General features: G+C 64.6%; 9 protein-coding genes. All 9 read right to left on the bottom strand.

What is annotated here, in order from left to right:
• Positions 1-94: 94 nt before the first annotated feature.
• From ACJ8IL_RS03365 to tagH, 9 genes are read right to left on the bottom strand one after another with little or no spacing between them, the layout of a single operon-like run.
• Positions 95-1,540 carry a serine/threonine protein kinase gene (locus ACJ8IL_RS03365; RefSeq protein WP_173890294.1) on the bottom strand — a complete coding sequence of 482 codons (1,446 nt, stop codon included), beginning with the start codon at positions 1,538-1,540 and terminating at the stop codon, positions 95-97.
• Positions 1,541-1,589: 49 nt separating this feature from the next.
• Entirely contained in the window at positions 1,590-4,244 is a 2,655-nt protein-coding gene (tssH, locus tag ACJ8IL_RS03360; RefSeq protein WP_442516340.1) for a type VI secretion system ATPase TssH, read from the bottom strand.
• Between the two features lie 56 nt (positions 4,245-4,300).
• Positions 4,301-5,371 (bottom strand): type VI secretion system baseplate subunit TssG, encoded by a 1,071-nt coding sequence (gene tssG / locus ACJ8IL_RS03355; RefSeq protein WP_049206010.1) that lies wholly within the window; start codon positions 5,369-5,371, stop codon positions 4,301-4,303.
• Complete coding sequence (tssF, locus tag ACJ8IL_RS03350; protein WP_442516339.1) at positions 5,368-7,254, bottom strand: type VI secretion system baseplate subunit TssF; 1,887 nt, start codon at positions 7,252-7,254, stop codon at positions 5,368-5,370. Before tssF ends, tssG begins: the two co-directional genes overlap by 4 nt.
• A 4-nt stretch (positions 7,255-7,258) precedes the next feature.
• The gene (locus ACJ8IL_RS03345; RefSeq protein WP_043138711.1) at positions 7,259-7,834 is read right to left on the bottom strand and encodes a type VI secretion system baseplate subunit TssE; all 576 of its coding nucleotides are present in this window, start codon (positions 7,832-7,834) and stop codon (positions 7,259-7,261) included.
• 2 nt (positions 7,835-7,836) lie between these two features.
• Positions 7,837-8,658 (bottom strand): type VI secretion system accessory protein TagJ, encoded by an 822-nt coding sequence (locus ACJ8IL_RS03340; RefSeq protein ID WP_442516338.1) that lies wholly within the window; start codon positions 8,656-8,658, stop codon positions 7,837-7,839.
• 15 nt (positions 8,659-8,673) lie between these two features.
• A complete protein-coding gene (locus ACJ8IL_RS03335; RefSeq protein WP_442516337.1) occupies positions 8,674-9,660 on the bottom strand; it encodes a type VI secretion system-associated protein in 987 nt (328 codons plus the stop codon).
• A gap of 28 nt (positions 9,661-9,688) precedes the next feature.
• A complete protein-coding gene (locus ACJ8IL_RS03330) occupies positions 9,689-10,462 on the bottom strand; it encodes a PP2C family protein-serine/threonine phosphatase (RefSeq protein ID WP_025303297.1) in 774 nt (257 codons plus the stop codon).
• Complete coding sequence (gene tagH, locus ACJ8IL_RS03325; RefSeq protein WP_442516336.1) at positions 10,462-12,198, bottom strand: type VI secretion system-associated FHA domain protein TagH; 1,737 nt, start codon at positions 12,196-12,198, stop codon at positions 10,462-10,464. Before tagH ends, ACJ8IL_RS03330 begins: the two co-directional genes overlap by 1 nt.
• Between the last annotated feature and the right edge of the window lie 35 nt (positions 12,199-12,233).

Genomic DNA, 12,233 nt, shown 5'->3' with positions numbered 1-12,233 from the left:
CAGCGGCCTTGCCGCGCGGCCAATGAGGATGGGCAGTGGTGCGTCAGTCTCATGAAATAGGGAAACCCCGCCGAGGCGGAGTTTCAGAACGGGATTAACCGGCGGTGGCCGGATTGACCAGCCAGGTGCCGGCGGTGTCGATGCTGAGTTGCTGCCGGCGGAGTCGATCGTCGTGGCGGATTTCCAGCTGATAGCGGCCTGGCGCCAGGTTCAGGCTGGCGAAGCCGTTTGCGCCCGGCGTCACCTGCTGCGGCTTGCCGTCGAGGCTGACCTGTTCGCCCGGTTGCAGTTTGAAGTACACCAACGCCACCGGCTGCGGTGGCGGTGCCACCTTTTCAGGTTCCGCGGCTGTAGGCTGCGCGGTTTGTGGCGCGCTCGGCTGCTCCGTCAGGGTTTTCTGCGCCGGCGACGCCTCAGTGTTTTGGGCCACGGCCTGGGTATCGTCCTCGCCGCCGCTCAGCCAGGCGACGGCACCGATCACCAGCAGCGCCGCGACGCCGGCGCCGGCCATCATCGGCCGCGAGAATTGGGTGCTGCGCGCGGTAACGGCGCCGGCGGCGGCTGCAGCGGCAGCCGGGTTGGCGGCGACCAGCAGGTTCTCCGGCGCAGCCGCAGGGGTGCTGATGATTTCGTTCTCATCGGCGATTGGCAGATGCAGCAGCTCGGCCATTTCATCGATGGTCTGCGGGCGGTCTTCCGGCTTCAGCGCCAGCGCGCGATCGACGGTGCGCAGCAGCTCCGGCGAGTAACCGGCGGGGCGGCGCTCGGCCAGCGGCTGGTAGCTGTCTTCGATGCTGCGCACCACGCTGACCGGCGGCGGCGAACCGACGATCAGCGTGTGCAGCACGGCGCCCAGCGCGTAGATATCGGTCCAGGGCCCCTGTTCGCCGTCGCTGTTCTCGGTGTACTGCTCGATCGGCGCGAAGCCCGGTTTGAGCATGATCTCCGTTTCGTCTGACAGGTTGCCGATCTCTTTACGCGCCGATCCGAAGTCCAGCAGCACCGGCAGCTGGCTTTCCTGGATCTGGATGTTATCCAGCGAAATGTCGCGGTGCAGATAGCCTTCCTGGTGGATGGTGTTGATGGCGCTGAACAGCGGCGGCAGCAGCCGCCGGATCCACGCCTCGTCGATCTTCTCCGGTTGCTGTGCCTGCAGGTTCTTCAGCGTGGTGCCGCTGTAAAACTGGGTGCCCATGTAGGCGGTGCCGTTCTCTTCCCAGAAGCGCAACACGTGCAGCAGACCGGGGTGCGAGAAGCGCGCCAGCAGACGCGCCTCCTGAATAAAGCTGTTCAGCCCGGCCTGGAAGGTTTTGCTGAAGCGTTCACCGCGCAGCCCGATGCTGAGATCGTCGTTGCGTTTCGCCAGCGAGGTTGGCATGTACTCCTTGATGGCGATGGTGCGTTCCAGTTGGTGATCGTAGGCGCGGTAGACGATGCCGAAGCCGCCTTCGCCGATCGCTTCCTGGATCTCGAATTCATTGAATCGATAGCCGCTCGGCAGGCTGTTCGAATTCGGTTTGGTTATCCCGGTTCCCGACATAGTGATGACTCTCTGTGTTCAAAGGGCCGCCGTCTCGGCGGCCGCGGCGTTATGCCTGAAATTGACAAATGAATTCGTGGTTCTGCAGCGCGATATGCAGCTGGCGATAGCGCTGGTCGTTGGCGCTGCCGGTCAGCAGGGTGTGGCTGATCTGTGGCAGCAGGGTGTTGGTCAGGATGGCGTCGACCATGCGGCCGCCGGACTCCACCTCGGTGCAGCGGCTGACGATCTGCTCGATGACCGCGTCGTCGAAGGTGCAGACGATGTCGTGATTCTCCGCCAGGCGACGCTGGATGCGGCCCAGCTGCAGGCGCACGATGTTGCCCAGCGTGGCGTCGGTCAGCGGGTAATACGGCACCACCAGCAGGCGGCCGAGCAAGGCGGCCGGGAACACCGACAGTAGCGGTTGGCGCAGCGCGCCGCTCAGCGCTTCCGGCTCCGGCAGCAGCTCCGGATCGCTGCACAGCCCGGCGATCAGATCGGTGCCGACGTTGGAGGTCAGGATGATAATGGTGTTGCGGAAATCGATATGGCGGCCTTCGCCGTCCTCCATCCAGCCCTTGTCGAACACCTGGAAGAAGATCTCATGCACGTCCGGGTGCGCCTTCTCGATTTCGTCCAACAGCACCACGCTGTAAGGGCGGCGGCGCACCGCCTCGGTCAGCACGCCGCCTTCGCCGTAGCCGACATAGCCGGGGGGCGCGCCTTTGAGCGTCGAAACGGTGTGCGACTCCTGGAATTCGCTCATGTTGATGGTGATGACGTTCTGCTCGCCGCCGTACAGGGTTTCCGCCAGCGCCAGCGCGGTTTCGGTCTTGCCGACGCCGGACGGCCCGGCCAGCAGGAACACCCCGACCGGCTTGTTCGGATCGTCCAGCCGCGCCCGCGAAGTGCGCACCCGGCGGGCGATCAGATCCAGCGCATGGCGTTGGCCAATCACACGCTGGTTCAGGGTGTCGGAGAGCTGCAGCACCGCCTCAATCTCGTTTTTCACCATGCGGCCCAGCGGGATGCCGGTCCAGTCGGCCACTACCGCCGCCACGATGTTGGCGTCGACGGCGGCGAAGATCAGCGGCGCTTCGCCCTGCAGCGCGCTCAGCTGCTGCTGAAGTTCGCCCAGCTGGGCGCGCAGCGCGTCGGCGTCAGGGGCCGCCTCTGTTTCTTCGCCGGTAGGCTCCGCTTCCTGCTGGTGCAACTGGGCGCGTAGCGTGATGATCTCTTGGATCAGCGCCAGCTCCTGCTGCCAGCGGTCGGTCAGCTGTTCCAGCGCCTGGCGCAGCGCGGTCAGCTGGGTTTCAATTTCCTGCGGGCGCAGGGGATCGCCAATGCCGACTTTGGCCTCGCGGCGGGCGATATCCAACTCTATCTGCAGCGCATCGATGCGGTGGCGGCAGTCTTCGACCTGGGCAGGCTCGGCGTGTTGGCTGACCGCCACGCGCGCGCAGGCGGTATCCAACAGCGCCACCGCTTTGTCCGGCAGCTGGCGGGCAGGAATATAGCGATGCGACAGCCGCACCGCGGCGTCCACCGCTTCATCCAGCAGCAGCACGCGGTGGTGTTGTTCCAGCGGACTGACGGTGCTGCGCAGCATCAGCAGCGCCTTGTCTTCGCTTGGCTCGTGCACCTGCACCACCTGGAAACGGCGGGTGAGCGCCGGGTCTTTCTCGATGTATTTCTTGTATTCCGACCAGGTGGTGGCGCCGACAGTGCGCAGTTGGCCACGCGCCAGCGCCGGTTTCAGCAGGTTGGCGGCGTCGCCGGTGCCCTGGGTGCCGCCGGCGCCGATCAGGGTGTGAATTTCGTCGATAAACAGGATGATCGGCGTCGGGCTGGACTGCACTTCGTCGATCACCGCCTGCAGCCGTTTTTCAAACTCGCCTTTGACGCCGGCGCCGGCCTGCAGCATGCCGATGTCCAACAGGTACAGTTTCACGTCGCGCAGCTGCGGCGGTACGTCGCCGGCCACGATGCGCAGCGCCAGGCCTTCCACCACCGCGGTTTTGCCGACGCCGGCCTCGCCGGTCAGCAGCGGGTTGTTCTGGCGGCGGCGCATCAGGATATCGATGATTTGCCGGATTTCCTCATCGCGGCCGGCCACCGGGTCGATCTCGCCGTTGCGCGCTCTGGCGGTCAGATCCTGGGCATACTGCGCCAGCACGCTTTCACCGCTGCGCGGCGCGCCGGATACGTTCTCGGCGCCGCTTTCCGCCGGCGCATCCTGGGCGTTTTCCGCCGAGTGAGCGGTGATGGCGGCGAACTGCTCCATCAACAGATCGGCGTTGATGCGCTCGAACTGCGGGGAAATGGCCTTCAGCAGATGGCGCAGGCTGTAGGTTTTCAGGATACCGAGCAGCAGGTGGCCGCCGCGGATGCGCGCCGCGCCGAATTTCAATGAGCCATAGACCCAGGCGCGTTCTACTGCGCTGTCGATGTGCTCGGACAGATCGGAAATGGCGCTGGCGCCGCGCGGCAGGCGATCGAGCGCCTCGACGATGTCGCGCGCCAATTGCGCCTCGTCCAGCGCGAAGTGGCGAACGATTTGCTGCAGATCGCCGTCCGGCGATTGCATCAGCTGATGCAGCCAGTGCGCCAGTTCGACGTAGGGGTTACCGCGCAGCTTGCAAAACGCCGTCGCACTTTCCAGAGAGGTGAATAACAGGCTATCCAGTTTGCCAAATAATACCGAGCGGCTGATTTCAGACATGGTTTTCCTCAGGTCTCAGAGTGGCCTGGCGCCGCAGGGCGCCGGCCGAAATAGGGTCAGAACGGGTTTTCCAGCGGTTCAGGGCTGAAGATCAGATCGTCGAGATCGCGCTGTCGCCGATGGTCGGCCAGCCAACTGCTCAGGCCCAACCGCTGCGCGCCGCCGAGCTGGATGCCGTGCGCCTGTTCCTTCGCCAGGATCAGGCGCACTTCCCAGACGAACTCGATGCCCAGGTATTGGCGCACCCAGTCGCGCAGTTGCCGGCACAGATCGGCGCCGGGCAGGAAGCGGTCATAGTCCCGCTGCGGCATCGGCCCCAGCTCGATGCGGAACTTGTGCTGGATATCCCGCACCGCGATGCCGAGAAAAGCCGACTCGCCTAGCCGTGGCGCGCCGCGTCCGGCCTTGAGCCGCGCCTGCTCGCGCGGCTCCACCCGCAGCCAGTGCGGCACGTTCTCGACGATGCGCACCGGCACCTTGAAATACTGCTGCAAAATCTTGCTCAGGCCTTCCGGATCGCGGCTGTGGCGAATCAGATGACCGGCCATAAAATGTTTGGCGTGGGCGTTGATGCTGTCGCGTTCCTGCTGCGCCGGCTGGCCGAGGCCGATCAGGCTCGACAGGTACTCGTCGAAGCGCCGGTTGTCCGGGCGATCCAGCGATACCGTCGGTTGCGCGTCGGCCCAGGCGCGGTAAAACAGCAGCGTCAGCCGGTGATGGAACAGATTGGTGAACGCCAGCAGGGTGGTGTCCTGATGGTGATACACCCGTTCGCGCACGTATTCGGTCAGGTGCAGCGGCAGCGGCCCGTTGGGGCCGAACAGACCGAAACTGAAGATCGAAACGTCGTGCAGCGGGCTGTTGGCGCGCGGCGTCACCTGCGCCAGCGTGGAGGGTGCGAACGACAGCGAAGGTTCCTGCCCCAGCCGCAGCATCTCGTGACGCGGCAGCGGTGCGCGTCCCAGCAGGTAGGGCTGGCCGCCCTGGGCGTCGATGCGGCGCAGCAGCTGAAACAGATCGTGCTTGTAAGGCGCGCTGCGCAGCCGCGGCCAAAAGTCGTCCGGCAGGCGATACAGCGCGTTGATCTGCGGCGGCGCCAGTTCGGTGGCGATCATCTCCGCGTTCATATCAGCGTCCTTTTGCCCATGCGCGCCTGCCAGTGGGCGATTTCGCCGCGTTGCTGGCTGGAGAGCGTCATCTCGGTGAAGGTGTTCATCGCCACCAGGCGCGAGAACAGGCGCTCCAGCACGCTGCCGAGCAGGTAAGGGCTGTTGCCCGAGAACGCCTGCTCATCGACCGTCAGATCGATGGCGATGCCGCGCGCGAACACGATGGGGCCGGGTTCAGGCACTCGCCGATAGACCGGCCGCAGGTTACAGTGGCGCACGCCCTGAATTTGTTTGGCGATCGCCGGTTCGCTCAGGTTGCCGTACAGCCCCAGCAGCTGGCGCAGGCTAGCGGCACCCTGTTCCGGATCGCCGTCCATCATGCTGAGGTAGTTCAGCTGCAGCTGGCTGATCAGCCGCCAGGTGATCATCCCTTCGGCCAGCGCCGGGCGCGGCGGGGTGGGGCCTTTGCGCAGCGAGACCTGCTTGATCGGGATCGAGTCGGGCATCACGAAGTTGCCCTGATCTTGCTGCAGCAACATCAACGGCAGGTCGCGGCTGGTGCACAATACGTCGGCGGTGAGGTATTTCAGATCGCTGTGCCACGGCGATTGCCGTTCGTCCACCAGCGATACGAACACTTCCGATCCGGCATAGCCGGTGCGGGTGCCATAGCGGCGGGCGTGCTCCGAGAGCGTGCGCTGTTCGCGCCGCAGCGAGAAGTAGGCGCCATAGTTGCCGTCGTCCGCGCTCAGGGTGCTGTAAAACGGCCGAAACTCTTGCTCGTAGCGTTTTTCGCTGGCGCTGCCGCCGAGCCGCTGCACCGAGAACACTTCGTAATCCAGCGGCCGGATATTGTCGACCACCAGATGGTATTCGTGGTTTTTTTCGTTGAGCGCGATGCGTTCGGCGATCTTCGGAAACAGGTTGATCACCGGCGTACAGTGCAGCGCCAAATGGGCAACGTCGACCACCCGTTCCAGCGCGGCGTCGTGCCGATCCAGCAGCACCACGATCTCGAACTGGCGCAGCGCTTTTTTCCCTTCGCGCACGCTCTGCAGCAGCGGACGCAGGCCGTTGACGCTGAAAAACTGGAAGCGCGCCGGGAAGGCGAAATACTCCTGCAGCAGCCGGTAGCCTTCAAAGTTGCGCAGGTCGTTGGGCAGCAGCGCCTGCTCGGCGGCGAAGCCCTCCTGCCGCAGCTCGTCCAGCGCCAGCGCCCGCCGCTGCGGTTGCGCCTCCACCGTTTGGCAGACAAGCCCGACGCTGTGCTGCATCAGCAACTCCAGCAGCTGCTGCGCCTGCATGTCCGGCCCGGCCAGGTAAAACATCAATTGGTCCAACTGCAGGTTGTTGAGCGTTACGCTTTCGTAGCACTCGAGCCGAATGCGCAGCGCGCTGACGCAGCCGCTGTGCTGCAGCCCCAGCGAGGCCAGCGGGATATCGGCCGGAATGCCACCCAGCTCGACGCCGGCGATGCGCACCGGCTGCAGCGTGACGTCATGGGCGGTGGTGTAGCTGCAGGTGATGCCGCTTTTCTTCAGCGTCTGGCTGTCCATCATGGTGCCGCGCGGCACCACGAAACCGTTGCTGATGTCGCCTTTGCTGCTGTCCGGCTGCAGCTCGGCGATCGCCATCGACGGCGTCGGCGACAGGTAATTGGGGTAGATGATCTCCAGCAAGCGCTGAGAAAAGCGCGGGAACTCGGCGTCCATTTTCAGCTGCACGCGCGAGGTGAGGAAGGCGAAGCCTTCCATCAGGCGCTCGATATAAGGGTCCGCCACGTCGATGCCGCGCATGCCGAGACGGCCCGCGACCTTCGGGTACTGTTCGGCGAACTCGGCGCCCATCTCACGCAGATAGGCCAGCTCGCGGTTGTAATAATCTAACAGTTTACTGTCCATCGCCTTACCCTATGTCTTTCAGATCGAAGTGGCCGTTTTCCAGATCCACGTCGGTACGGAACAGAAACTCCAGCGGATAGGGCACGCACCACAGGCGGCCCTTGATTTCGATCGACAGCACGTTGTGAAGTTCCAGCGAGCCGGTGTCCGAGATGCAGCGCACCTGCAGCCCTTCGGGCAGAATGCGCGGTTCGAAATGGAGGATGGAATCGGTCAGCGCGCGCTGAATGTCGAGCCATTCGATGTCCGACATGCGCTTGCCCGCCAGCGAGGCGATGCCGTAATTCAGCGTGGAGCGCCGCACCTGCGGAAAATCGCCGAGATCCAGATTGGATTCGCTGTTGACGCAGTTGAACAGCCACTGCAAATCGCGCAGCACCCGACGGCGCAACTCGCTGTGCGACACCAGGTTGCGCACCTGCGCCTCCTGTTTTTTCTGCGGTTCGTCGTCGGTCAGCATGTCGAGCAGCACCGGCTGCATTTTGTCGCGCGACGTCAGGCGCTCGCTGTCCTGACGATTGCGATAGCCCTGGCGGCGCAGATCGCCGCCGTCGTAGTGGGGTGGGCGTTTATCGTTCATGTTCAGGCGCTCGCGTCGAAGCTCAGCTGCCGCAGGCTGTGCAGCGGGAATTCGTCGCTTTCGCTGAGCCAGGTCTTCAGGCCTAGCCCCGCATAGTGGGTGCCGTCGCCCAGCGGTTGCCATTCGGTGCGTTTGCCCAGCAGCAGCGCGTCGTCGCTGCCTTCGGCCAGCGGGTAACGGGCGGGCAGTTGGCATACCTGTTCGCGGCCGTCGGTCAGACGCACCAGTGCATGGCTCCACACCAGATCGATGGCGCTCTGCGGCGTCTGGAACTGGATCGCGGCGATATCGGCGAACGGCAGCCAGCAGTAAACGCCGTTCAGCGCCAGCTCGCATACCGGCCCGAGGCGGCCGTCACCGTCGGTCAGCCAGTCGAAACTCAGCTGCCGCTCTTGGTTCCCTTCAGCCAGCGTTAACTGCCCGGCGCCGGCCGGTGCGGCCTCCAGCGCTTCGTCACGCAGCGTCTGGGCCTGTTCGGCCGCCCCTTGCGCATCCTGATGCAGCGCCTGCACCAGCAGTTGCAGCCAGGGCTGATCCTGCCGCAGCAGCGCCGGCGCGGCCGCGCCGGCAAACACCGCCTGGCGTTGCAGCTCGGCGTTGACCGACTGCATCAGCAGCAGCGTGGTCGGTTGAGCGATCGGTTTCAGCGCCTGCCAGGATTTCAGCTGCGCGTTGGCGCGCGTCCAGTTGCCGCTCAGGCACAGCAGTTGCACCAGCGCAGCGCGCAGGTCGGCATCCGCCGGTTTCGCCTTGATATCGTTTTCGACGGCGGTGATGGCCGCGGCGATCGACTGGCCTTGCAGCATGCTTGCTAATGATTTCACAGGCTTTCCTTATAATCAGTGAGTGGCGCCGTTAACCGACAGGTAGCTGCCGCTGGCGGGATCGACGCGGTCTGCGGCCAGCTTTTCCACCAGCTTGAAGGTCAGCGGGGCGGGGGCGCTTAGCAGCGGCTGCCAGGCGGTTTGCGCCTGCTGTACGCGCTGTTTGACCTTGTTCTCGTCGGCGGCATCGACGCGCGGCATTTCAACGATCGCTTCACCGTTGAACGCCCAGGCGTGCAGCTTCGGTTCGAAGCTCAGCAGCAGGAAGCTGCCCGGCGCCTGCGGGTTGCCGCCCAAAACCAGCCGTTGGGCGTTGGCGCTGACGACGGTCAGCGCGCGATCGCCGCCGTTCACCTTCGCCAGCGGGTAACCTTGCAGGAACCACAGCGTCGGCGAGAGGGTTTGGCCGCCCTGTTGCAGCGTGACCGCGCCGCTGCCCTGCAGCCAGCCGTCCTCGCCGCAGCGCAGCGCCTCACCAGCGGGAATGAATAGCGCGCCGCCGTTGGCTTCGTCACCCCAGAAGGTGCGGAAGTGGCAGCCCTGCGGCAGGCTGAAACGCTGAGGCGGCGCGGTGTCCGCCTGCGGAGATGTGACGGCCACCACCGCAGGAATGGTCGGCGGCGGCGGGGTTTGCGCCTGCTCGACGGCCTCCTGTTTGACCACCGGTTTCCAGCCGCGCACTTTGGCGGCTTCGCCGCTGGCCAGCTTCTCACCGCGCTTGTCGGTCAGCGTCCAGGGCAGGTGGCCGGCTTTCGGGCACTGCTTTTCCAACAGATTGCCGACGCGCGGCAGGAAGTCGTTCAGCACCGCCGGATCCTGGCTTTGCGCCGAGACGATGCGCAGCGGGATGCTCTTGCCGCACCAGCTTGCCGGATTGCTGTTTTTGACGTCATCGATAAACACTTCCAGCTTCTGGCTGGGGGAGTAAACCAGGCGATAGTTCATCGCCTGCGCGGTCGGCACCGCCATCAGGGCGACGAGCCCCGGCATCCAATATTTCATAGTGAACCTTGCTGTGAATGTGCGCTGCTCAGTCGCGGCTCAGAAACCGCTCCGCATCCGCCAGCGAATGCAGCAGGGTGGTTTCCTGCGGTGAGCCAATCCAGACGGCGATAGCGCTGTAGTTATCGCTGTTATTGTTTTTCTTCCATGCCTGCTGCATCAGGGCGATCCACTCGCTGGGGGAGTTGACCATATGCAGCGACTGTTCCAGTTCGGCCTGGCTGAAGCTGTGCCAGAAGCCGTCGGTGCACAGCAGGAAAACGTCGCCGTCTTCCAGCTGCAGCACGTCGCTGTAGGTGGCGTCGCGCTCTTCGTTGAGCCCCAGCGCGAAATACAGCAGGTTGCTGTTGATGCCGTTGGTCTGGTAGCCGGCGTCCTGCATCTGTTGGATCAGGCTGTGGTCGGTGGTGACGGTATGCAGGTAGCCGCGGCGGAACAGGTACAGGCGGCTGTCGCCGGCGTGCGCCCAGTAGGCCAGCTGGTAATCGCGATCGATAAACAGACTGACCAGCGTGGTGCCCATCTTGCTGTATTCGTCCGACTGCCGCTGCTGCTGGTGGATGGCGGCGTTGGCGCTGGTGATGTGCTGACGAATGCTCTGGGCGTTCAGGTGCTTTTCGCCGTCGAAGTTTTGCAAAATGGTGTCGCGTGCCAGTTTGGCGGCGATATCGCCGCCCGGAAAACCGGCGATGCCGTCGCACACCACGAAGCAGGCGGCGCGGTTGCCGAGCACCTCGCCGGTCTGATCCTGGTTGGAGGCGCGGCCGCCCTGGTTGGAGGTAGAGGCTATGGTGATATTCATTACGCGTCCGGTTTGGTCTGTGAGTCTTTGTATTGATTCACTTCAACGTCATAGGCGTGCAGGAAGGCTTCGCCGAACAGGGTGTGGAAATCGTCCTCGATCTCGCCGGAGGTTTGCTGATAGTTCTTCACGAAGTAGTCCCACAGCGCAGCTTTGCGGTTGGCGGGCAGCGACAGACGCGGCGCCACGCCTTCCTTGCGCGCTTCTTCTTCGAGACGCTCCGGGTTAAACGACTGCAGCATGGCGGCGATGATGGCGCGAATACCGGCGATCATCCCCAGCTGGTGCGCCTGCAGGTCGATCAGCGCGTCACGCACCGCCTGTTCCGGCGGCATAAAGCCCGGCATCTGGCTACCGAACATCTGCATCAGCACCGTTTTTCCCGAAGGCAGCAGCTTGAACGGGTTGTTGGCTTCGTCGAGGATCATGGTCATCTCGGCCTTCACGCCGCGCTTGAGGATCGAGCGGGATGAGAGCAGGGCGACGGTGCCTTGCGAGAACAGGCTCAGCAGGCGACCGGCCTGGCGGATCTGTTGTTCGTCAAAGTGCGGCTGCGGTTGCAGATCGTCGAGACCGATGCCTTGCAGCAGCGCCGCCAGCAACGGCCCTTCCAATGCGTCGCCACTTGGCGCGGCGGCATGCTGCCGCTGAGCGGATTGGTAGGCGACCGGATCGATGCCCAGGCGGTTGCCCTGGCGCGGGCGCGGCGGCTGTGCAGGCGGTTCCTGCTGGCTGAACTGCGGCGCAGGTTGGGGCTGTGGATCAGGCGTCTGCACGGGCGGCGGCGTCGGCTCTGGGCGTGGTGCTTGCGGTTGTGCGGCGATCGGCGGCGGAGACGGTGGTGCGGGCGGCTGTACCGGCTCCTCCGGCTGAGCCAGCGGCACGGCGCCGCCCATCAGCAGCCCCAGCGGATCGTTGCTGTTTAGCGTCTCGGGCGAAGCGGGCGCGGATGAACCGCCGAACAGCGCCAGCGGATCCAGCTCCTGCTCCGGTTGCTGCGCATTCTGAGCCGGAGTTGCCGGCCGCGCTGGCGCAGCTTGCTCCGCCAGCAGCGCGCTGGGGGTGGTGTCGGCCAGAATGTGTTCGCGCTCAAAGGTGGTGTCGGTGTTGAACAGCGCCGCCGGATCGGTTTGCTGCTGCTGCAGCTGGCGCAGATCGACCTCGCCTGCCAGCTGCGCCAGCGGATCGGCCGGGTTCAGCTCGCGAGCAGGGGTATCCAGCAGCGGGTGGCTGCCTGGATTGGCGACCGGCGGCGGGGTGACGGCGGCCGGCGCATTCGGGGTAAATTCTTCCACCAGGCTGTCCCAGATTTCGTTGGGGATGGGCGCGGCGGATTTTTCTTTGGCGGCGGCTGCAGGGGCCGCAGCAGCGGCAACGGCGGCGGCCTTGGCCACCGGTTGAGCCTGTGGCGCGGCGTGCTGCTGCAGCGCGCTGACTTCAATCTGGTAATCGTCGATGCCGAGCACGTCGCCGTCCTGCAGTTCAACCTGGCGGCCGCGTTCCAGCGGAATGTCATTCAGCAGCACACGGGTAACGTTGCCGCGGTTGGTGATGCGGCATTCGCCGTCAGCGGAAATATGCACAATCGCCTGCAGGCGAGAAATGGCGCGCTCTTCGTCCGGCAGCACCAGGTTGTTGTCCACGCTGCGGCCGATAGTGCCGCCCGGCGGCAGAAAATCGCAACTGCTCTGCGGCGGAACCTGGCCGCTTTTATTTTTTACAATGGAAAATCGCATAAGGCATTCCTGCTGATAAGATCTTATGGCTAGAC

Origin of the sequence: Serratia sp. CY47444, assembly GCF_052168635.1 — a bacterium.
Lineage (GTDB): Bacteria > Pseudomonadota > Gammaproteobacteria > Enterobacterales > Enterobacteriaceae > Serratia > Serratia bockelmannii.
This window is presented reverse-complemented; position numbering and strand designations above follow the sequence as displayed.

What these genes read in the sequence shown, in the direction of transcription:
- ACJ8IL_RS03365 (WP_173890294.1), bottom strand. Translation starts at nt 1,540, where the DNA reads ATGTCGGGAACCGGGATAACCAAACCGAATTCGAACAGCCTGCCGAGC.
- tssH (WP_442516340.1), bottom strand. Translation starts at nt 4,244, where the DNA reads ATGTCTGAAATCAGCCGCTCGGTATTATTTGGCAAACTGGATAGCCTG.
- tssG (WP_049206010.1), bottom strand. Translation starts at nt 5,371, where the DNA reads ATGAACGCGGAGATGATCGCCACCGAACTGGCGCCGCCGCAGATCAAC.
- tssF (WP_442516339.1), bottom strand. Translation starts at nt 7,254, where the DNA reads ATGGACAGTAAACTGTTAGATTATTACAACCGCGAGCTGGCCTATCTG.
- ACJ8IL_RS03345 (WP_043138711.1), bottom strand. Translation starts at nt 7,834, where the DNA reads ATGAACGATAAACGCCCACCCCACTACGACGGCGGCGATCTGCGCCGC.
- ACJ8IL_RS03335 (WP_442516337.1), bottom strand. Translation starts at nt 9,660, where the DNA reads ATGAAATATTGGATGCCGGGGCTCGTCGCCCTGATGGCGGTGCCGACC.
- ACJ8IL_RS03330 (WP_025303297.1), bottom strand. Translation starts at nt 10,462, where the DNA reads ATGAATATCACCATAGCCTCTACCTCCAACCAGGGCGGCCGCGCCTCC.
- tagH (WP_442516336.1), bottom strand. Translation starts at nt 12,198, where the DNA reads ATGCGATTTTCCATTGTAAAAAATAAAAGCGGCCAGGTTCCGCCGCAG.